The organism is Cellulomonas xylanilytica, assembly GCF_007989805.1.
Classification (GTDB): Bacteria; Actinomycetota; Actinomycetes; order Actinomycetales; family Cellulomonadaceae; genus Cellulomonas; species Cellulomonas xylanilytica.
The window spans coordinates 226647-247428 of the sequence record NZ_BJUB01000003.1 but is presented as its reverse complement, the minus strand read 5'-3'; the positions used below and the strand labels follow the sequence as shown (position 1 = coordinate 247428).

The window sequence follows — 20782 nt, the reverse complement described above, 5'->3', positions numbered from 1 at the left end:
CCAACGAGAGGACGAATCATGAGACTCACCAGGCGTACTGCGTGGAGCGCGGTCGGCGTCGCCGCGGCGCTCCTCCTGGCGGGGTGCAGCTCCGACGACGGCGGCGGGTCCGAGGAGCCCGCAGCCAGCGACTCCGCCGGAGGCGACCTCACCCCCGTCAAGCTCCAGCTCCAGTGGTTCACGCAGGCCCAGTTCGCCGGGTACTACGCGGCGGTGGACCAGGGCTACTACGAGGACGAGGGGCTCGACGTCGAGATCGTCGAGGGCGGCACCGACATCGTCCCGCAGTCCGTGCTGGCCGACGGCTCGGTCGACTACGCGATCGCGTGGGTGCCCAAGGCGCTGGCATCGCGCGAGCAGGGCGCCGGGATCACCGACGTCGCGCAGATCTTCCAGAGGTCCGGCACGCTCCAGGTCTCGTTCGCGGACAAGGGCATCACGTCCGCCGCCGACCTCGAGGGCAAGACGGTCGGCAACTGGGGCTACGGCAACGAGTTCGAGCTGTTCGCCGGCATGACCAAGGCGGGGCTCGACCCGGCGACGGACGTGACGCTGGTCCAGCAGCAGTTCGACATGAACGCGTTCCTGGCGGGGGACATCGACGCCGCGCAGGCGATGACCTACAACGAGTACGCCCAGCTGCTCGAGGCCGAGAACCCCGAGACCGGCGAGCTGTACACCGCCGACGACTTCACCGCGGTGGACTGGAACGACGAGGGCACCGCGATGCTGCAGGACGCGATCTGGGCGAACTCGGAGAAGCTCGCGTCCGACGAGGCGTACCAGGACACGACCGTGAAGTTCATCAAGGCGAGCCTCAAGGGCTGGATCTTCGCGCGGGACAACCCGGAGGAGGCGCGGGACCTCGTGGTCGCTGCCGGCTCGCAGCTGGGCAACAGCCACCAGCTCTGGATGACCAACGAGGTCAACAAGCTCATCTGGCCGTCGCCCGACGGCATCGGCATGATCGACGAGGACGCGTGGACGCAGACGGTCGACGTGGCCCTCACGACGAAGAACGACCAGGGGGCCACGGTCATCACGACGGAGCCCGACGCCGAGGCGTACACCAACGAGTACGTCGAGAAGGCCCTGGCCGAGCTGCAGGACGAGGGCGTCGACGTGTCCGGCGAGGACTTCGAGCCGATCGACGTCACACTCGAGGCCGGCGGCAAGTGACCTCTCGCGCGCAGGCGTCGGGCACGGCGCCTGCGCGCGGGACCGCACCGAGGGAGAGCACCTGATGAGCACCGACGACGACGCCACCGCGCTGCGGCTGGACCGCGACCACGTCTTCCACTCGTGGTCGGCGCAGGCGCACCTGAGCCCGCTGGTGATCGCCGGCGGGCTCGGCTCGACCGTCTGGGACCACGCGGGCCGCCGGTACCTCGACTTCTCCAGCCAGCTGGTGAACACGAACATCGGCCATCAGCACCCCAAGGTCGTCGCGGCGATCCAGGAGCAGGCAGCGACCCTGACGACGGTCGCCCCGGCGACGGCCAACCTGACGCGCGGGCTCGCTGCCGAGCGTGTGCTGAGCCATGCCCCCGACGGCTTCACCAGCGTCTTCTTCACCAACGGCGGCGCCGACGCCAACGAGAACGCGATCCGGATGGCCCGCCTGCACACCGGCCGCGACAAGGTGGTCTCGGCGTACCGCTCGTACCACGGCAACACCGGCGCGGCCGTGGTGGCGACGGGGGACTGGCGCCGGGTGCCCAACGAGTACGCCCGCGCGCACGTGCACCACTTCGGTCCGTACCTGTACCGGTCGGAGTTCTGGGCCACCACGCCCGAGCAGGAGTCGGAGCGCGCCCTGCACCACCTGGAGCGCGTGATCCAGGCCGAGGGTCCGACGTCCGTCGCGGCGATCCTGCTGGAGACCATCCCCGGCACCGCCGGGGTGCTCGTGCCGCCGCCCGGCTACCTGGCGGGCGTCCGGGCCATCGCCGACCGGTACGGCATCCTGCTCATCCTGGACGAGGTCATGGCGGGGTTCGGGCGGACCGGCCGGTGGTTCGCGTTCGACTCCTTCGACGTGGTCCCGGACCTCATCACCTTCGCCAAGGGCGTCAACTCCGGCTACGTCCCCGCAGGCGGGGTGATCCTCAGCGAGCCGATCGCGAAGACGTTCGACGACCGCGTCTTCCCCGGCGGGCTCACCTACTCGGGCCACCCGCTGGCGATGGCCTCGATCGTGGCTGCGCTCGATGCGATGGCCGACGAGGGGATCGTCGAGAACGCCGCGACGGTCGGGCGGGACGTGCTCGGCCCCGGGCTCGCGGAGCTGGCCGCCACGAACCCACTCGTCGGGGAGGTGCGCGGGCTCGGGGTGTTCTGGGCCGTGGAGCTGGTCAGGGACCAGGCCACGCGGGAGCCCGTCGACGCTGCCCTGATGGGCCGGGTCAAGGCCGGTGCGCTGGCCCGCGGCCTCCTGCCGTTCCTCGCCGACAACCGGGTGCACGTCGTGCCGCCCTGCGTCGTCACGCCCGAGGAGGCCGAGACCGGCCTCGGGCTCCTGACCGAGGTCCTCGCCGAGGTCGCCTAGCCTTCTGCCCAGCCAGCCCGCCACCTCACCCCTGGAGTTCCGCATGAGCACGAGCACGCCCCGACGCGCCCTGGTGACGGGCGCGTCCTCCGGGATCGGCGCCGCGACCGTCCGGCGCCTGCGCTCGGAGGGCTGGGACGTCGTCGCGACCGCGCGCCGCGCGGACCGGCTGGCGGCGCTGGCCGAGGAGACCGGCGCGAGCACGGTCGTCGCCGACGTCACGGACGACGCCGACGTCGCGCGGCTGGCTGAGCAGGTGGCCGCGAACGGTCCGCTCGACGCGCTCGTCAACAACGCGGGAGGGGCGTTCGGGCTCGACCCGGTCGAGTCCGCGGACCTCGACCACTGGCGTCAGATGTACGAGCTCAACGTGATCGGCACCCTGCGGGTCACCCAGGCGCTGCTCCCGCACCTGCGCGAGGACGGCGGCGGCGACATCGTCGTCGTGACCTCGACCGCCGCGCACGGCACCTACGAGGGCGGCGCCGGGTACGTCGGTGCGAAGCACGCGGAGCGGATGCTCGCAACGACGCTGCGCTGGGAGATCCTCGGTGAGCCCCTGCGCATCATCGAGATCGCGCCGGGAGCCGTGGCCACCGAGGAGTTCTCGATGGTCCGGTTCGACGGGGACAGCGAGCGGGCCGCCGCCGTGTACGCCGGGTACGAGCCGCTGGTGGCCGACGACATCGCCGACGCGATCGCGTGGTCCCTGTCCCGACCGGCGCACGTGAACATCGACCTCCTGGTGGTCCGGCCGCGCGCGCAGGCGAGCAACAACCGGATCGTGCGGACCGGCGCCTGAGGTCGACCGGGCAACTGTCGGAGGGCGTACGTAGGGTGGAGGTGTGCCCTCTGCTCCACCCGCACGACCTGCGCCCGCGTCCCGCCCTCCCGAGTCCACCACCCGGGTGCTCCTGCGCCTCCGTCGCTGGGCGCGCCCCGCGCTCCCGCGGATCGCGCTCGGCGGGCTGACCGCCCTCGGCGCCAGCCTGCTGGCGCTCGCGGTGCCGCAGGTGCTGCGCGTGATCGTCAACGGCCCCCTGCTCACGGAGGGCTCCCGGCGTGGCGTGATCCTGGGTGCGCTGCTCGTGCTGGCGCTCGGCGCGCTCGAGGCGTTCCTGGTGTGGTGCCGCCGCGCGCTGATCCTCACGCCGGGCACCACGGTCGAGCGGGACATGCGCACCGACCTGTTCCAGCACCTGCTGGACCTTCCGGTGGAGTTCCACGACCGCTGGTCCGGCGGGCAGCTGCTGTCGCGCATCATGTCCGACCTCGGGACCATCCGGCGCTGGACCGTCTTCGGCCTGGTGATGCTGCTGGTCAGCGCCACGACGGTGGTCGTCGGCATCGGCCTGATGATCGCCACCAGCTGGGTGCTCGGGCTGGTCTACCTCGTCGGCGCGGTGCCCATGATCTGGCTGGGCTTCCGGTTCCGCGAGGACTACAAGGTCGTCGCGCGCCGCGCACGGGACCAGGCGGGGGACCTGGCCACGACGGTCGAGGAGTCCGTGCACGGCATCCGCGTGCTCAAGGCGTTCGGACGTGGGGACGACGCGCTGGTCGACTTCGGGCGGCAGGCCGACGAGCTGCGCACCACCGAGGTGCACAAGGCGAAGACGCTGTCCCGGGTCTCGTTCGCGCTCGGGGCGATCCCCGAGGCGATCCTGGCGGTGTCGCTCGGGTTCGGCGTCGTCCTGACCTCCCGCGGTCAGCTCAGCGTCGGAGCGCTGGTCGCGTTCTTCGCCACCGCCGCGGTGGTGAACAACCCGGTGGAACGCCTCGGCATGCTGCTCGCCATGACGCTCGACGCCAAGGCCGCGACCGACCGCTATCTGCAGGTCATGGACACGGGATCCACCGTGCGGGACCCCGCGCAGCCGCTCGCACTGCCTGCCGCGGACCCGGCCGGCTCGCGCGTGGAGCTGTCGGGCGTGCACTTCGCGCACCCGCGCAGCACCACGGCCGGCGGCGAGCCGCGGGGCGGGTCGGACATCCTCGCCGGCATCGACCTCGTGCTGGAGCCGGGGGAGACCATGGCGCTCGTCGGGCTCACCGGCAGCGGCAAGACGACGCTGCTCCAGCTGGTCCCGCGGCTGTACGACGTCACCGCGGGGAGCGTCCGTATCGACGGCGTCGACGTGCGGGACCTGAGCCGTGCGGACCTGCGCGCGGCGGTGTCGATCGCCTTCGAGGACCCCATCCTGTTCTCGGCGTCGGTGCGCGAGAACGTGCTGCTCGGCACGGAGGCGACCGGGCAGGCCGCGGACGACCTGCTGGCCGAGGCGCTCGACGTCGCCCGCGCGGGGTTCGCCCACCGGCTGCCCGACGGCCTCGACACGATCATCGGCGAGGAGGGGCTCAGCCTGTCGGGCGGTCAGCGGCAGCGGATCGCCCTGGCCCGTGCGATCGCGGTGCGCCCCCGGGTGCTGCTGCTGGACGACCCGCTCTCGGCGCTGGACGTCACCACGGAGGCGGCGGTGACCGCCCGGCTGCGCGAGATGCTCACCGGCACCACGACGCTGGTGGTCGCGCACCGGCCCTCCACCGTCGCGCTGGCCGACCGGGTGGCGGTGCTCGAGGACGGCCGGATCACCGGCGTCGGGCGGCACGCCGACCTCCTGTCGACGCACCCGCACTACCGGTACGTGCTCACCGCGCTCTCGGCGCTCGACGGCGAGGACGTGCCGGGCGGGTCGGACGACGCGGAGAGCGACGAGCTCGCGGAGGCCCGACCGTGAGCGCGACGGTGAGCACCGGCCCGGTGGCCCCCGAGGGCGTCGACGACGAGGCCACCGTCGCCGAGTCGCGGCGCCTGCGTCGACGGTCCCTCCTCCTGCTCCGGTCCCTGCTGCGACCGGTCGCCGGTGCCGCGTGGGCCACCGCCGCGCTGGTCGTCGGCGCGCAGCTCGCGGCCGTCGCCGGTCCCGCGCTCGTCGCGTACGGCATCGACCAGGCGCTCCCGGCGCTCACGGACGGCGACGCCGGTCCGCTCACGCTGGCCACCGGCGCCTACCTCGCCGCGGCGCTGCTGGGCGGGCTGCTGACGGCCGCGACCGTGCGCGCGTCGGCCCGGGTGAGCCAGACGATGCTGCTCGACCTGCGCCGCCGGGTGTTCCGGCACACGCAGCGCCTCAGCCTGGAGTTCCACGAGAAGTACACGTCGGGCCGGATCATCTCCCGGCAGACCTCGGACGTGGACGCGCTGCGCGAGCTCCTCGACGGCGGCGTCACCACCCTCGCGTCGGGCGTGCTGGCGATGGTGTTCACCGCGGTGTCGCTCGTCCTCCTCGACTGGCGCAGCGGGCTCGTCCTGCTCATCGCGGTCGTGCCGGGAGTCGTCCTCACGCGGTGGTTCCAGGTCCGCTCGCAGGCGCAGTACCGCAAGCAGCGGACGGCGGCGGCCCGGCTCATCGTGCGGTTCGTCGAGACGATGACCGGCATCCGCGCGGTGCAGGCGTTCCGTCGCGAGCCCCAGGTGCGGGAGGTCTACGGCGAGCTGGCGGAGGACTACCGCGACACCAACGCCCGGTCGATCCGGCTCAACGGCGTCTTCGACACGGGGCTGACCCTCATCGGCAACGTCACGGTGGCCGCGGTCCTGCTCGTCGGCGGGCTGCGGGCGCTCGACGGCGGCATCGAGGTCGGGGTGCTGGTGGCGGCCGTCCTCTACGCGCGGCGGTTCTTCAACCCGCTCGCGCAGATCGGCATGTTCTACAACTCGTTCCAGTCGGCGACGGCCGCCCTGGAGAAGCTCGCGTCGCTGCTCGCCGAGGAGCCGACGGTCCCCGAGCCGGTGCACCCGCGCCGTCTCGAGAGCCCGCGCGGGGACGTCCGGTTCGACGACGTCGAGTTCGGCTACGGCACCGGCCCGACCGTCCTGCCGCACGTCGACCTGCACATCCCGGCCGGTCAGTCGATCGCGCTCGTCGGCGAGACCGGGGCGGGCAAGTCGACCATCGCCAAGCTGCTGGCCCGGTTCTACGACGTGCGCGCCGGGTCGGTCCGTCTCGACGGCCTCGACCTGCGGGACGTCGACCCGGTCGACCTGCGGCGGGCCGTCGTGATGGTGACCCAGGAGGCGTACCTGTTCTCCGGCTCCCTGGGGGCCAACATCGCGCTCGGCAGGCCGGACGCGACACCGGAGCAGATCGAGGCGGCCGCACGCGCGGTCGGCGTGCACGACCTGATCGCGGCGATGCCGGACGGCTACGACACGGAGGCGGACAAGCGCGGGGTCCGGCTCTCTGCCGGGCAGCGCCAGCTGGTGTCGTTCGCGCGCGCGTTCCTGGCGGACCCGGCGCTGCTTATCCTCGACGAGGCGACCAGCTCGCTCGACGTCCCGGGGGAGGCGCTCGTGCAGGAGGGCCTCCAGACGCTGCTCGCCGACCGCACGTCCGTCGTCATCGCGCACCGGCTGTCCACGGTCATGGGCTCGGACCGCGTGCTGGTCATCGAGGACGGCCGGGTCGTCGAGGACGGCTCACCCCTCGAGCTGGTCGCGTCGGGCGGCCGGTTCGCCGACCTGCACGCCGACTGGCAGCGGTCGCTGCGCCGCACCACGTAGCCCGCGGGGCGCGAGCGGCTGGACCTCGTCAGCCGCCCAGCGTCACCCGCAGGATCCGCTCGTTGCTGTTGTTCGCGACGCTGTCCTTGTCGCCGGTCGTGGTCGTGGTCAGCCACAGCCCGCCGCCGGGTGCGGGCTCGACCGTGCGGAGCCGCCCGTACGTGCCGCTGAAGAACGTCTGCACGTTGGTCAGCGAGGACCCGCTGATGACCGCGCGGTACATGCGCGCGCCACGTGCGCAGGCCACGTAGAGGGCGTCGCGCACGATCGCGATCCCGGAGCAGGACCCCTCGGACGTCGGGTAGGTCCGCTTGGGTGCGATGAACCCGGCGGTGCCGCAGGTGCCGACGGTGCCCTCGCACGCGGGCCAGCCGTAGTTGCCGCCCTTGACGATGAGGTTGGTCTCGTCCATCACGGAGTTGCCGAACTCCTGCTCCCAGAGCCTGCCCTGCGAGTCGAACGCGATGCCCTGGGGGTTGCGGTGCCCGTAGCTCCACACGGCGTTGCCGAAGGGGTTGTCCGACGGCACGGTCCCGTCGGGGTTGAGCCGCAGGATCTTGCCCGCCAGGTTCGACGTGTTCTGCGCGTAGTCGCCGTTCTGCGCGTCGCCGGTCGACGCGTAGAGCTTGCCGTCGGGCCCGAACCGCAGCCGACCGCCGTCGTGGTACTTGTTCCGCGGGATGCCGGTGAGCAGCACCTGCGCGGAGCTGGTGACCAGCGCGTTGTTCACCAGCTTGATCCGCACGATCCGGTTGTCCGTGGGGGAGGTGTGCATCAGGTACACCCACTGGTCGGAGGCGAAGGTCGGCGAGAGCGCCAGCCCCATCAGCCCGCCCTCCCCGTCGGTGCCCTGCACGTTCGGCACGGTGCCGACGGTCGTCTTCGCGCCGGTGGCCGGGTCGAGCCGCACGACCTGCTGCGCGTCGCGCCGGGTGTACAGCACGGTCCCGTCGGGGAGCGTGTCGAGGCCCCACGGGATGTCCGTGTCGGTGCCGACCTGCGTCACGCTGCAGACCGCCGACCCGCAGGCGGCGCCGGTGGTCACGGTCCGGGACCCGCTCGCGGGCGAGGTGTTGCCCTGGGCGTCCCGCGCCACGACGGAGTAGGAGTACGCGGTGGACGCCGCGAGGCCGCTGTCGATGAACGTCGTCACGGGCGGGTTGCCGCTCACCGTGCCGACCGCCGTGCCGCCGCGGCGGACCTCGTACGTGCGCACGCCCACGTTGTCGGTCGCCGCGGCCCAGGTGAGCGTGACCGTGGTGCCGGACACCGTGGCGCTCGGTGTGCCCGGTGCGGTGGGCGCCTGCGTGTCCGCCTGGCACTGCGGGACGGTGATGGTGACGGTGGTGCTGGCCTGCGACACGTTGCCGGCCGCGTCCCGGGCGTTGACGTAGAGCCCCCAGACGGCGCCGGCGACGACGGGGAGGCTGGTCGACAGGGTGCTGCCGCTGACCGAGGTCATCTGCTGCCCGTCGTGGTAGATGTCGTAGAACGCCACGCCGACCGCGTCGGTGGACGCGTTCCACGCGAAGGTCACCGTGCTGCACGTCAGGTTGCTGACGCGCGGGTTGCCCGGCACCGTCGGCGCGGTCGTGTCACCCGTGCGGAGAGTCGTGGTCCAGCTCTGGTTGGTCTGGCCGTTGCAGGTCCACATGCCGACCACGGTCCCGTTCGCGGTGCCGCGGCCGGTGACGTCGAGGCAGAGCCCCGACTGCACGCCCACGATCGTGCCGTTGGTCTGCAGCCGCCACTTCTGGTTGGCCCCGCCGTTGCACGGGTAGATCTGCACGACGGCCGGCGCCGTGGTGTCCTGGCCCGCCACGTCCAGGCAGGTGGCGGCGTCGTAGACCTGCAGCTCGCCGTTCGTCGTGAGCGTCCATGCCTGGTTCGCGGCGCCGGTGCAGTCGCGGATCGCCACGCCCGTCCGGGCCGTCCGCGCCCCGCCGTTGACGTCGAGGCACTTGCCCGACCCGACTCCGGTGATCGGTGCCGGACCTGCGACCACCGCCGCCGGGGCCGGTCCCGCGAGGGTGACGACGAGCACCAGGGCGGTGACGACCGCCGCCGGGATCCGTAGGGGGTTCCACCGCATGGTCTGCTCCTGCCGCGACGTCGGGGGAGGTGCTGGGCGACGGTCCAGTCATCGCCGGGTGTCACTCTGTCGCATACCGGGACAACCCGCACGGCGGAGAGGCCGGACCGGCCTCTCCGCCTGCGTGACCTAAAGGTTCCGTGCCGCGTACTCGTGCAACGCGTCGCGGACGAACGTCGCGCCGGCGACACCGCCGTAGTTGGCGGCGAACCGCTCGTCGGCGACGTACATGTCGGCGAGGCCAAGCACGTGCTCCTTCACCGGCGCGGCACCGTGCCCGGGCGTGCCCGGGACGCCGCCGAGCCACGCGACGTGCCGGCGCGCGAGCTCCTGCGCCTCGTCGGACACCGGGTCGGTGCCCGCGTCGGCCGCGGCGCCCCAGTCGGTGGCGAGCTGCGCGGTCGTCGCCTTCCACGCGGCTCGCTCGTCCTCGCTCATCCCACGCCACCAGGCGTCGGACGACGCGTAGGCGTCGGCTCCCCAGCGCTGCTCGACCTCGTCCTTGTACTGCGTGTGGTCAAAACCGTCGAACATGTTCTCGGCCACGAGTGGCCCTCCGTTCTCCCGTGCGGTGATCGTCCGTTCGACCGAGGCGGCCTGCCGCTCCAGTCGTCGCTGCTCGCTGCGCAGCCAGTCGAGGTGGTGGCGCAGGGCGGCGGTCTCGTCCTGCTCGCGCTCGAGCACCCGCCGGATGTCCGGCAGCCCGAGCCCGAGCCCGCGCAGCAGCAGGATCCGCTGCAACCGCACGAGCGCGCGGTCGTCGTACCAGCGGTACCCGTTGTCGCCGACGCGGCTGGGCTCGAGCAGCCCGATGGCGTCGTAGTGCCGCAGGGTGCGGCTGGTGGTGCCCGTCAGCCGGGCCACCTCCTGGATCGAGACCTCCATGCGTCCCTCCTCTCGTGTTCCTGATCCACGGTAGGAGTTGACGCAGCGTCAAGGTCAAGCGCGCGGGACGACCGGCAGCTCCAGGCGGTCCAGGACGGTGCGCCGCAGCTCGTCCGTCGTGTCGACGGCCGTGACCGCTCCCGCGTCCGCCAGCTCGCCCGGCGCCGCGTAGCCCCAGGTCACGCCGACGCAGTCCAGCCCGTTCGCCCGCGCTCCGTGCACGTCGTGCTCGCGGTCGCCGACCATGAGCGCTGCCACGGGAGGCACCGGCTCCGCGGCCAGCGCCCGGGCGATCACGTCCGCCTTGGTACCGGACTCGTCGAGCGGCGCCCCGAAGACACCGTCCAGGAGCGGGGTGAGCCCGAGCTCCGCGCAGATCGGCACCGCGAACACCTCCGGCTTGGACGTCGCGACGACCAGCCGGCACCCCGCGGCACGCAGGTCGGTGAGCAGCCCGGGGACGCCGTCGAAGACGGTCGCGTCGTGCATCCCGGTCGCGCCGAAGTCCTCGCGGTACTCCCGGACGACCTCCGCCACGCGGTCCTCGGGGACGCCGTACGCGCGCATGCTGTCGCCGATGGGCGGCCCGACGAACCTGCGCAGCTCGGCGGGCGTGGGGACGGGCATCCCGCACCGGCGGAAGGCGACGGCGAGCGATGCCGTGATGCCGGGGATGGAGTCGATGAGGGTGCCGTCGAGGTCGAGGAGGACGAGGGGTGAGGTCACACCACCGATCCTCTCCCATCGCCGTAGGGTGTCCGGTCGTGAGCTGGGTCGAGGTCCTCGGGTTCGTCAGCGGCGCCCTGTGCGTCTGGCTGGCCACCCGGCAGAACGTCTGGAACTTCCCGGTCGGCATCGCGAACAACCTGCTGTTCCTCTGGTTGTTCACGGACGCGGGCCTCTACGCCAACGCGGGGCTCCAGGTGGTGTTCGCCGCCCTGGCCGTGCTCGGGTGGGTCTGGTGGGTGCGGGGCGGGCCGGACCACCACGCGCTCGCGGTCACCCGGACGCCGCGGTGGGTGTGGCCGGTCGGCGCCGTCGTGGTCGCCGCGTGCACCGTCGGGCTGACCGCGCTGCTGTCGTCGTCCGAGAGCTCCGCGGCGCCGTTCTGGGACGCGCTGACGACGTCGTCCAGCCTCGTCGCGCAGGTCATGCTGGGCCGCAAGTGGCTGGGCAGCTGGAGCGTGTGGATCGCCACGGACGTCGTCCTCGTCGGCCTGTACGCGAGCCAAGGGCTGATGCTGACCGCCGTGCTGTACGCCGGCTTCATCGGGCTGTGCGTGCTGGGCTGGCGCGACTGGCGGCGCGCACTCGTGCCCGGTGCCGAGCCCGCACCGGTGACGGTCCCGGCATGAGGCACGGCCTCGTCATCGGCAAGTTCTACCCGCCGCACGCCGGCCACCTGGCGCTCGTCCGGGCCGCGCTCGCCCGGTGCGACCGGGTCACCGTCCTGGTGCTCGGTGCCTCGCAGGAGAGCATCCCCGCGGAGCAGCGGGCGCGGTGGCTGCGCGACGAGCTGCCCGGCGCGCACGTCGTCCCGGGCCTCGACGACGAGCCGGTCGACTACGCGAGCGAGACCGCGTGGCGGGTCCACACGGCGATCATCGAGGACCTGCTGGACGCTCCCGTCGACACGCTGTTCAGCTCCGACGACTACGGCGAGGAGCTCGCCCGCCGCCTCGGTGCCCGCTGGGTGCAGGTCGACCCGGCGCGGCGCGGGACGCCGGTCAGCGCGCGGGCCGTCCGCGCCGACCCGGCCGCGTACTGGTGGGCGCTGCCCGCCGCCGTGCGCGCGTGGTTCGTGCGGCGGGTCGTCGTCATCGGTGCCGAGTCGACGGGCACGACGACGCTCACCGAGGCGCTCACCGCGCACCTGGGGCTGCCGACGGTGGCGGAGTTCGGGCGCGAGTGGTCGCAGGTCCGGCCGGGAGGTCTCGACGCGCCCTGGCACCCCGCGGAGTTCGACCTCATCGCCCGCGAGCAGGCCCGGCGCGAGGACGACGCCGCCACCCGGACGCCTGTCCCTCTGCTGGTCTGCGACACCGACGTGCTGGCGACCGCGGTCTGGCACGAGCGCTACGTCGGCCACCCGTCCCCGTCGGTCCGCGCGCTCGCCGCGGAGCGCGTCCCCGACCTCTACCTCCTGACCGGGGACGAGATCCCGTTCGTGCAGGACGGGCTGCGCGACGGCGAGCACCTGCGGCACGACATGCAGCAGCGGTTCCGGGAGGTCCTCGCGGAGCAGGACGCGCCGTGGGTCGAGCTGCGGGGGACACCCGCCGAGCGGCTCGCGGCGGCGCTGCCCCTCGTCGAGCAGCTGCGGGACCGTCCACGACCCCTGGCCGACCCGATGGAGCAGCGCCACGAGGTGGTCCCGGACCTGCTGGCGGCACTCGCTCTGCCACACTCGGGCGCGTGACGACGCACCCCGACGAGACGTTCGCGCAGGTCTCCGCCGCGCCGACCCGGGCCGGCACGCCAGGATCGCGCGCCGCCCTCCAGCTCGACGTCGACCAGCTCTTCGCGGGCGCGCAGACGCCGGCCGGCACCGCCGGGCCGGCCCTGGACGAGAAGCTGCGCCAGGCGTACTTCTGGATGGTCAACCACGGGATCATCAGCCCGCACTACGACGTCGAGTTCCACGACCCGGACCGCCCGCGCACGCGGTTCCGGCTCGGTGACTCCAAGGCCGAGGTGGACCTGCCCACCGACCAGTCGTACTCGTCGTTCGTCCTGCTCCCGCTGCTGACGTTCGCCGTGCGCGGCCGCTGCCTGCTGGTCGGCGGGCCGGGCCGCGGCAAGACGGCCAGCGCCGTGCTCATGGGGGTCCTCGCGGGCTACCCGGTGCGCGAGGTGCGCCGGGCGATGCAGCACGGGCACCCGCAGCTCACCGTGCAGGACATGTTCGGCACGCCCCTGCCGAGCGACCTGGTGGCCGCCAAGAGCCTCGCGGACATCGACGTCGCGTGGCGGTCGTGGCTGGGACGCCGCGTGAAGATCGTCGACGAGTACAACCGCATCCCGACCCGCACCCAGTCGGCGCTGCTGACGGTGCTCGCGGACGGCTACGTCGAGGTCTTCGACCAGGTCTACGAGACGGGGGCGGCTGCCTGGTACCTCACGGCGAACGACGACGCCGGCGGCGGCACGTTCCAGGTGGTCGACGCCCTGCGCGACCGCATCGACGTCGTCGTGAAGGCCCTGTCGTTCAACTCCCGCTTCGTCGGCGAGCTGGTGGACCGGGCCGAGCGCCGGCTGCGGCCCGAGGAGCACGTCCCGCCGGCGGTCGTGTTCGACGAGGACGAGCACGACCGGCTGCACCGCGAGGTCGTCGCCGTGCCCGTGCCGCTGCACGTGCGGCGCCGGCTGGAGTACTTCGCGGCCCAGCTCGAGCTCGCCGAGCGCGGCGCCGTGCAGCTGGAGTACCGGACCAAGGACACCGTCCGCCTCGCGGGGGAGGACCCGCACCGGGTCCTCGCCCAGGACACGGGCCGTGACCTGCGGGCCGATATCGGCGCGCAGACGCTCAACGGGCTGTCCGTGCGGGCGCTGCAGTCCCTGGTCCTCTACGCCAAGGCGATGGCGTACTTCCGCGGGCAGCCGGAGGTCGGGCTCGACGACCTGCGGGCGGTCCTGCCGTTCGTCCTGCACGACAAGCTGCAGCCCGACCTCGCGTCGCCGTCCTTCGAGGACCCGGCCCGCGAGGCGATGCGGATCGACCGCGTCTCCTGGCTGCGCGACCTGTTCGACAGCGCCTGCATGCTCTACGACGCCGAGGGGCTGGACACGGACGACCCCGTCGGCGCGGTCCTCGACGAGCTCCACGCCGGGCTCGACGGGCTGACGGAGGCGGAGGTGCGCCGTCGCCTGGCGCGCATCGAGGGGATCCTGTCGGGCTGGCAGGACACCACCAAGCTGCACGGCAGCCTGTACGAGGACGCGCTCGCCCTGAAGTACGCCCACCAGCGGTACTCCGGCTACCTCGCGTGGCTGCGCTGGAGCGGCGCGTGACGGAGCCGCTCGGCCGCGAGACGCCGTTCGGCCGCTTCGTGGTGGACGACCGCGCGTTCGTCGACGACGTGCTGCGCGCGGCCGCCACCCGAGGCGGAGACCCCGAGCTCGTGCGTGCGGCCGTCCTCGACGTCGCGGGCGCCGCCGACCGGCTCGCCGACGGTGACGACCTCGACCCGCGGCTCGGCCGGGCGCTGCTGGGCGCGGCGACCGACCTCGCCGCGCGGGGCCGCTGGCGGGCTGGCACGGTGGAGCGCGCGACGGTGCTCGAGCTCGTGCCGCGCCTGGCGGCTCTCGTGCGGGCGCGGCCCGACGTGGTCGTGCCGCTCCTGGTGGCGTCCGCGCGCACCGTCGAGCGCAGCGCCGACACCGCCGTCGTGGCCGACCTGCTCGCCGCGGCACCGCCCACGGACGACGTCGACCACCTGCGCGCGACCGTGCTCGTCGCCACGTGGCGGGCGGGCGCGGTCCGCTACCGGGCGGCCGCCCTCGCCGCCGCCGCGCGGCTCCCCGCACCGCTGGCCGTCGCCGCGCTCGGCCTTGCCCCGGGCACCGACCCGGGACCGGTGCTCGACGCGCACACGGCCGACCCGTGGTGGTGGCCGGGGCGTGAGCAGGCCGCGGGGGTGCTGCGGCGCGTCGGCGGCTTCCGCGGTCTCGGCGGTCCCTGGCTCGCCGTGCCACAGGTCTCGGCGGGCGCGACCGACGCCGGCCTGGGGTGCCGCGTCCGGGCCGACGGCGAGTGCTGGGCCGTGCTGGCCGACGTCCACGGCGGTGCCGTCGTCCGGCTCGACGAGCCCGACGTCGAGGAGCGGGCCGCCGCCGTGCCGCGCCTCGCCGTGCCGTGGGACGACGAGGTCACGGGGTGGGCCGCCGCCGGGGGCGACCCGCGGGTCGTCGTGGTGAGCCGCCGCCACTCGTACTGGGTCGACGTGGTCCGGGTCGCGTCATGACGCCCCTCGAGGAGCTGGCGGAGCGCTGGCGCGCCACCTGGGCCGCCGCGCTGGCGACCTGGGGCCGCACGTCCCGGCTGCACGCACCCGTGCTGCACACCGACCCCTGCGGCATGCCGTCCTGGGCGTGGTACTCGCTCGACGACGTCGAGGTCCACGTCGACCTGACCGTGGTGCGGGAGCGGCACGTCGAGGACCACGCGCTCGCGGTCCTCGCGCACGAGATCGGTCACCACCTGCTCGCGCCGGTCGACCGGGCCACGCACGTGCGCATCGCCGCGCGCGTCCGGGTCGGGCTCGTCGACCTCGACCACCTGGTCGGGCTGGTCGCCAACCTCTGGTGCGACCTGCTGATCAACGACCGGCTGCAGCGGCAGCTCGGGGTGGACCGTGCGGCGCTGTCGGCGGCGGTCGGAGCGCCCGACCCCGGGGACTCCCTCATGCTCCTGGTGCTGCGCACGAACGAGATCCTCTGGGGTCTGACGCGCGGCACCCTCGTCGGGAAGAACGTCACCCCCGACGACCAGGCGCTGCTCTGCGCGCGGCTCGTGCGCGCCTACGCCCGCGACCCCGTCGGCGGCGCGGCCGGCTTCGCGCTGCTCGTGCGGTCCACCATCCCGGTCGAGCAGCTGCGGGCGCAGCAGCCGGGCGCCGGCGTCGCGTGCGGTGGCCAGACGGGTGGCGACGGGTCGGTGCCGTTCGGCGTGGCCACGGACCCGACGCTGGGCGCCCCCGCGCTGCACCCGTCGAGGGACCCCCGGGTCGTGGGGGTCGTCGAGACGGCGACCCCGGAGACGGAGCCGGTGACCGCGGGGGCGACGGGCGGGAACGCGCTGACTCCCGGCGCGCTGCACGCGGTGCTGCAGGCGCTGGGCTCGACGACGACCGCGGAGGAGGTGGCCGTCTCCTGGTACCGGGAGCACGCGGCACGCCACCTCGTGCCGTTCCCGAGCCGGCCGCAGCCGCGACGCGCGGGCGAGCTGCTCGCGGGGCTCGAGCCGTGGGAGGTGGGCGACGACCTGTCGACGGTCGACTGGACGGGCACCGTGACCGCGTCGCCCGTCGTCGTGCCGGGGATGACGACGGTGCGGCGGTCGTACCTGGACGACCCGGAGGAGTCCGTCGAGGTCCACCCGGTCGACCTCGACCTGTACCTGGACTCGTCGGGGTCGATGCCGGACCCCACGCGGACGCGCGCGCCCATCGCGCTGGCGGGGGCGATCCTCGCCCTGTCGGCGCTGCGCGCCGGTGCGCGGGTGCAGGCCACGACGTGGAGCGGCCCGGGGCAGGTGGCCGCGACGGACGGGTTCACGCGCGACGCGGACGAGGTCCTGCGGGCCGTGGTCGCGTACTTCGGCGGCTCCACGGCGTTCCCGCTCGACCTGCTCCGCCGGACCCACCTGGGCAGCCCCGCCGCAGGCGCAAGAAACGCACGACGCGGTCCGGCGCACATCGCCGTCATCTCGGACGACGGCGTCGAGACGATGTTCCGGCCGCGGGGCACCACCGCCGACCCGACGGCCGGGGAGGCCCTGCGCGCGGCCGACGGCGGCGGCACGCTGGTGCTCCAGGTGCCCGCAGACTGGGCGGCGCGCTTCGAGGAGCGGGCCGACGGCTACGCCGTGCACGCCGTGGTGACCGAGGACGACCTGCTGACGTTCGTGCGCCGCATGGCGGCGAGCACCTGGGGAGGTGACCGTGGACCGTCGACCCGATGACCTGGAGCGGGCGCGCGCCGGACAGCCCGACGGGCCGGCGCTCGCCGCCCTCGTGCACCGCCTGACGCTCGCCCCGCCGGACCTCTTCGAGCCGTCCGTGAGCGTGTCGGCGCTGGTCGCGGACGTCGCGGTGTCGCTCGACGGCTCGGTCCTGGACCGGAAGGTGCTGCGCGCGCTCGACGCGGACCTGACGGACCCGGCGCACCGGGCGCTCGTCGGGCTCGTGTGCTGGGTGGTCCTCGACCCGGCGGTGCAGGGCGCCCCCGGGGTCCGTGCGGCCGCCGCGGGCCTCGGCGGGCCGGCCGGCTGGTTCCTGCGGGTCGTCGAGGGCGTGCAGGCCGTCCTGGCCGGGCAGCGCCCGGACCGTGCGTGGGTGCAGGACGACGACGCACGGGAGGAGCTGGCCCGTGCGGTGTGCCGGCTCGGCGGCGTGCTGCCCGCGGGCGAGCGAGCCGAGACGGCCGACGACCGCTGGCTCGCGGTGAGCTCGGCGTACCAGCGCAAGGTCGCGCAGTCGATGGCGGGTGAGGTCGCGCGTGCGGAGGAGCTCGCCCGGGCGCTCGCCGAGCAGCGGGCGAAGGAGGCGGCGGCGCAGTATGCGAACTACTGACGGGACAGGCCCGGAGGTCCCCGACCCCGCGCTCGGCGAGTACGCGGCGATGGGCTCGGTCGCGCTCACGGACGCGGAGCGCTGGCCGACGCTCGACGCCGACGGGCTCGCGCGGGTCGAAGCGTGGCGCGGACGTCCCGACGCGCCGGTCTGGGTGCACGCGACGGGGGACCGCCTGGACGCCGCCGACCTCGCCACGCTCGAGCAGACCCGCACCCGGTGGGCGCAGGCTCCCGGTGAACCGACGTGGGTCGCCGAGCTGGTCGCCCGCGCCCACACGACGGTGCCGCGCTGGCGCCGGGCGGCGCGGGAGGGGCGCAGCAGCCCGACCACCCCGCTGCGTGACCTGCCGACGACGAGCCGCGCGGACCTGGCCGACGTGGCCGAGCACGTGCCGCTGGACGTGCCGCTGGACCGGGTGCTGGAGGGCAGCAGCTCGGGTCACACCGGAGCGGCGCTGAACGTGCCGCTGCACCCGGTGTCCGTGGCCGCTGACCTCGTCCTGCTCCAGCACCTCGTGGCCGCGGCGGGTGCCGACTGGCGGCCCGACCCGGACCGCCTCGGGCTGGCGAACGTGGTCGACCAGCGGGCGTCGTTCACGTACGTCTCGGCGATGACGGCGTTCGGGCGGGCGGCGGGCGAGCCTGTCCCGGTGATGGCGCGGGTCAACCTCGACCGGTCGGCGTGGCGGGCGGACGGTGACCGTGAGCGCTACCTCGCGGCGGCCGACCCGCAGGTGCTCAGCGCGTCGACGCTCCCGCTCCTGCGGCTGCTCGACCTCGCACGCGGCGGCCTGGACCTGCACCCCGTCGCCGTGGTCAACGGCGCGACCGACCTCCCGCCGGCGGTCCGCGACGCCGTGTGCGCCACCTGGGGCTGTCCCGTCATCGACCTGTACGGGCTGCGCGAGACCGGACCGGTGGCCGCGTCGTCCGACGGCGACGGGCACGTCGTCGTGCCGCGCCGGGTCTGGGTCGAGATCCTCGACGAGGACGGCCGTCCCGTGCCGGACGGCGGACGCGGCGAGGTCGTCGTCACGGTCGACGAGAACCCGTACCTGCCGCTGCTGCGCTACCGCACCGGGGACACCGCCGCACTGGTCCGCGACCACCGCGGGACGGTGCTCGTCGGGCTGCAGGGCCGGGCGCCCGTGCGGTTCGGCGCGGCCGACGGGTCGTGGCACTCGTCGATCGACGCGACCCAGCTGCTCCAGGCCTACGGTCTGGCCGGGTGGGAGCTGGTCCAGGCCGCCGACGGCACGGTCCGGCTGACCGCGCTGCCACTCACGGGCGCGGCGGTCGACCCCATATCCATGGCGGGCGAGGCCGCCGCCGCCATCGGTCGCTGGCTCGACCGTCCCGTGCACGTCGACGTCGTCACCGACCCCGCGGCGCTCGGCCCGGGCAAGCCCCGCCGCTTCCGCTGCGACCTCCAGGAGGAGAGCTGATGTCCGCCGTACCGCGCGTCCGCGTGAACCAGGTCGGGTACCTGACCGACGGCCCCAAGGCGGCCACGCTCGTCACCGGGGCGACCGCGCCCGTGCGGTGGCGGCTGCTGCGGGACGCGGTGGTCGTCGCCGAGGGCGAGTCGCAGCCCCGAGGTCACGACCCGTCCGCCGGGCTGGACGTCCACGTCGTCGCGTTCGACGACGTACGGGTGGAGGGCGTCGGGTTCGTGCTGGAGGCCGACGGTGCGACGTCCGACCCGTTCGCCGTCGGGCCGGCCCTCTACGACGACCTGCGCACCGACTCCCTCGTCGTGTTCTACGGCCAGCGCAGCGGCGTCGCCATCGACGAGGCGCTGCTCGGCCCCGGCTACGGTCGCGCGGCCGGTCACGTGGACGTGGCCCCCAACGGTGGCGACGGCGCGGTCCCGTGCCTGCCGGCGGGCCACGCGACGACGGCCGACGGGGTCGACCTCTACGAGGGCTGGACCGGTGGCTACGCGCTCGACGTGACGGGTGGCTGGTACGACGCGGGCGACCAGGGCAAGTACGTGGTCAACGGCGGCATCGCCGTCGCGCAGCTGCTCGGCCTGTACGAGCGGGCCGTGCGGGCCGGCACCGCCGACGCGCTCGGCGACGGCTCGCTGCGGGTGCCGGAGCGGGGCAACGGTGTGCCGGACGTCCTGGACGAGGTGCGCTGGGAGCTCGACTGGATGCTCCGGATGCGCGTCCCGGCCGGGGAGCGGTACGCGGGCCTCGCGCATCACAAGGTGTCCGACGAGCGGTGGGTGCCGCTGCCGATGCTGCCCGCCGACGACCCGCAGCCCCGGTTCCTGCACCGGCCGTCGACCGCGGCGACGCTGAACCTCGCGGCCGTCGCGGCGCACGGCGCCCGGCTGTTCACCGAGCACGACGACCAGTACGCGGCGCTGCTGCGGACCGTCGCGCTCGACGCCTACGACGCGGCCCACGAGTACCCCGTGCTGCTCGCCCCCGACACCAACACGCTCGCGAACGCGGGCAGCGGCCCGTACGACGACACCGACGTCGACGACGACCGCCTGTGGGCGGCCACCGAGCTGTACCTGACCACGGGCGACGAGCGGTTCGCCGCGGACCTGCGGGCCAACCGCTACCACGTCACCGGTGACACCCCCGCGTTCCGGCCCGAGGGCTTCGACTGGAACCACGTCGCGGCGTGGTCGCGCCTCCAGCTCGCGACGGTCGCGAGCGCGTTGCCGGAGCGCGACGCCGTCCGCGCCTCCGTGGTCCAGGCCGCCGACGCGCTGGTCGCCCAGCAGGCCACCCAGCCCTTCGGTCACCCGTACGTCCCGTCGACCGGCCGGTACGACTGGGGGTCCAACGGCCTGCTCCTGAACAACGTCGCGGTGCTCGCCGCGGCGCACGAGATCACCGGCGACGCGTCCTACCGGGACGCCGTGCTCGGCGGCGTCGACTACCTCTTCGGCCGCAACGCCCTCGGCGTCTCCTACGTCACCGGCTACGGCACGCGCGACGTCCGCAACCAGCACAGCCGCTGGTACGCCCACCAGCTCGACCCGAGCCTCCCGCACCCACCACGCGGCACCCTCTCGGGCGGCCCGAACTCCGACTGCCCGGACCCCGTCTCGGCCGCGCTCGCGGGCAGCCCGGCGCAGTGCTGCTTCGTCGACGACATCGGTGCGTACGGCGTCAACGAGATGACGATCAACTGGAACTCGGCGCTGGCGTGGGTGGCGGCGTACCTGGCCGGGGTCGGAAACCGGTAGACACCTGGGTATCCTGGTCGGCACAGGCATCGACCCGGCCATCACCGGTGAGCCTCCGGAAGAACGGGGTGCGCGAGCACCCTCAGTAGAACCGGACGGGGCAGGCCCGTCACAGCCGCAGAGAGTGGTCGACGACCCCCCGGGGACGCCGGCAAGCGAGGTGGTACCGCGGTCGTCCCCGTCCCGGG

Annotated in this window: 16 protein-coding genes; 13 read left to right on the top strand and 3 right to left on the bottom strand. The window is 74.0% G+C overall.

The features are described from left to right. Positions 1-18: 18 nt before the first annotated feature. The 5 genes from CXY01_RS06535 to CXY01_RS06515 all read left to right on the top strand — a co-directional run bounded on the left by CXY01_RS06535 (position 19) and on the right by CXY01_RS06515 (position 7112). The gene (locus CXY01_RS06535; RefSeq protein ID WP_146926292.1) at positions 19-1179 is read left to right on the top strand and encodes an ABC transporter substrate-binding protein; all 1161 of its coding nucleotides are present in this window, start codon (positions 19-21) and stop codon (positions 1177-1179) included. Between the two features lie 64 nt (positions 1180-1243). Beyond that, positions 1244-2548 (top strand): aspartate aminotransferase family protein, encoded by a 1305-nt coding sequence (locus CXY01_RS06530; protein WP_146926291.1) that lies wholly within the window; start codon positions 1244-1246, stop codon positions 2546-2548. Positions 2549-2591: 43 nt separating this feature from the next. Next, the gene (locus CXY01_RS06525) at positions 2592-3350 is read left to right on the top strand and encodes an SDR family oxidoreductase (protein WP_146926290.1); all 759 of its coding nucleotides are present in this window, start codon (positions 2592-2594) and stop codon (positions 3348-3350) included. A gap of 43 nt (positions 3351-3393) precedes the next feature. Beyond that, the gene (locus tag CXY01_RS06520; RefSeq protein WP_146926289.1) at positions 3394-5286 is read left to right on the top strand and encodes an ABC transporter ATP-binding protein; all 1893 of its coding nucleotides are present in this window, start codon (positions 3394-3396) and stop codon (positions 5284-5286) included. Continuing rightward, complete coding sequence (locus CXY01_RS06515) at positions 5283-7112, top strand: ABC transporter ATP-binding protein (protein ID WP_371862753.1); 1830 nt, start codon at positions 5283-5285, stop codon at positions 7110-7112. The genes CXY01_RS06520 and CXY01_RS06515 overlap by 4 nt, the downstream gene beginning before the upstream one ends. Positions 7113-7140: 28 nt before the next feature. Here CXY01_RS06515 and CXY01_RS06510 read toward each other — a convergent pair whose 3' ends face one another. The 3 genes from CXY01_RS06510 to CXY01_RS06500 form a co-directional block, all read right to left on the bottom strand. Further along, entirely contained in the window at positions 7141-9204 is a 2064-nt protein-coding gene (locus tag CXY01_RS06510; protein WP_146926288.1) for a PQQ-dependent sugar dehydrogenase, read from the bottom strand. Between the two features lie 129 nt (positions 9205-9333). Then, positions 9334-10089, bottom strand: a complete 756-nt coding sequence (locus CXY01_RS06505) for a MerR family transcriptional regulator (RefSeq protein ID WP_146926287.1) — start codon at positions 10087-10089, stop codon at positions 9334-9336. Positions 10090-10143: 54 nt separating this feature from the next. Next, positions 10144-10815, bottom strand: coding sequence for an HAD hydrolase-like protein (locus CXY01_RS06500; protein ID WP_146926286.1), 672 nt, complete (start codon positions 10813-10815; stop codon positions 10144-10146). Positions 10816-10853: 38 nt separating this feature from the next. Here CXY01_RS06500 and pnuC point away from each other — a divergent pair, with 38 nt between their 5' ends. From pnuC to CXY01_RS06465, 8 genes are read left to right on the top strand one after another with little or no spacing between them, the layout of a single operon-like run. Then, positions 10854-11444 carry a nicotinamide riboside transporter PnuC gene (gene pnuC, locus CXY01_RS06495; RefSeq protein ID WP_146926285.1) on the top strand — a complete coding sequence of 197 codons (591 nt, stop codon included), beginning with the start codon at positions 10854-10856 and terminating at the stop codon, positions 11442-11444. After that, on the top strand, positions 11441-12508 hold the full coding sequence (locus tag CXY01_RS06490; protein WP_146926284.1) for an AAA family ATPase: 1068 nt from the start codon (positions 11441-11443) through the stop codon (positions 12506-12508). The genes pnuC and CXY01_RS06490 overlap by 4 nt, the downstream gene beginning before the upstream one ends. Then, positions 12505-14100 carry a MoxR family ATPase gene (locus tag CXY01_RS06485; RefSeq protein ID WP_146926283.1) on the top strand — a complete coding sequence of 532 codons (1596 nt, stop codon included), beginning with the start codon at positions 12505-12507 and terminating at the stop codon, positions 14098-14100. The genes CXY01_RS06490 and CXY01_RS06485 overlap by 4 nt, the downstream gene beginning before the upstream one ends. Next, positions 14097-15053, top strand: coding sequence for a hypothetical protein (locus CXY01_RS20775; RefSeq protein WP_186813311.1), 957 nt, complete (start codon positions 14097-14099; stop codon positions 15051-15053). Before CXY01_RS06485 ends, CXY01_RS20775 begins: the two co-directional genes overlap by 4 nt. Next, on the top strand, positions 15050-16771 hold the full coding sequence (locus CXY01_RS06480) for a hypothetical protein (RefSeq protein ID WP_186813310.1): 1722 nt from the start codon (positions 15050-15052) through the stop codon (positions 16769-16771). The genes CXY01_RS20775 and CXY01_RS06480 overlap by 4 nt, the downstream gene beginning before the upstream one ends. Continuing rightward, positions 16752-17381 (top strand): hypothetical protein, encoded by a 630-nt coding sequence (locus tag CXY01_RS06475; RefSeq protein ID WP_146926281.1) that lies wholly within the window; start codon positions 16752-16754, stop codon positions 17379-17381. Before CXY01_RS06480 ends, CXY01_RS06475 begins: the two co-directional genes overlap by 20 nt. Then, positions 17368-18828 carry an AMP-binding protein gene (locus CXY01_RS06470; protein WP_146926280.1) on the top strand — a complete coding sequence of 487 codons (1461 nt, stop codon included), beginning with the start codon at positions 17368-17370 and terminating at the stop codon, positions 18826-18828. Before CXY01_RS06475 ends, CXY01_RS06470 begins: the two co-directional genes overlap by 14 nt. Further along, on the top strand, positions 18828-20594 hold the full coding sequence (locus tag CXY01_RS06465; RefSeq protein ID WP_146926279.1) for a glycoside hydrolase family 9 protein: 1767 nt from the start codon (positions 18828-18830) through the stop codon (positions 20592-20594). Before CXY01_RS06470 ends, CXY01_RS06465 begins: the two co-directional genes overlap by 1 nt. The last annotated feature ends 188 nt before the right edge of the window (positions 20595-20782 follow it).

Bases quoted from the DNA above. Each gene is read 5' to 3' on its own strand.
- CXY01_RS06510 (WP_146926288.1), bottom strand. From the start codon at position 9,204: ATGCGGTGGAACCCCCTACGGATCCCGGCGGCGGTCGTCACCGCCCTG.
- CXY01_RS06480 (WP_186813310.1), top strand. From the start codon at position 15,050: ATGACGCCCCTCGAGGAGCTGGCGGAGCGCTGGCGCGCCACCTGGGCC.
- CXY01_RS06505 (WP_146926287.1), bottom strand. From the start codon at position 10,089: ATGGAGGTCTCGATCCAGGAGGTGGCCCGGCTGACGGGCACCACCAGC.
- CXY01_RS06530 (WP_146926291.1), top strand. From the start codon at position 1,244: ATGAGCACCGACGACGACGCCACCGCGCTGCGGCTGGACCGCGACCAC.
- CXY01_RS06465 (WP_146926279.1), top strand. From the start codon at position 18,828: ATGTCCGCCGTACCGCGCGTCCGCGTGAACCAGGTCGGGTACCTGACC.
- CXY01_RS06490 (WP_146926284.1), top strand. From the start codon at position 11,441: ATGAGGCACGGCCTCGTCATCGGCAAGTTCTACCCGCCGCACGCCGGC.
- CXY01_RS06535 (WP_146926292.1), top strand. From the start codon at position 19: ATGAGACTCACCAGGCGTACTGCGTGGAGCGCGGTCGGCGTCGCCGCG.
- CXY01_RS06525 (WP_146926290.1), top strand. From the start codon at position 2,592: ATGAGCACGAGCACGCCCCGACGCGCCCTGGTGACGGGCGCGTCCTCC.
- CXY01_RS06470 (WP_146926280.1), top strand. From the start codon at position 17,368: ATGCGAACTACTGACGGGACAGGCCCGGAGGTCCCCGACCCCGCGCTC.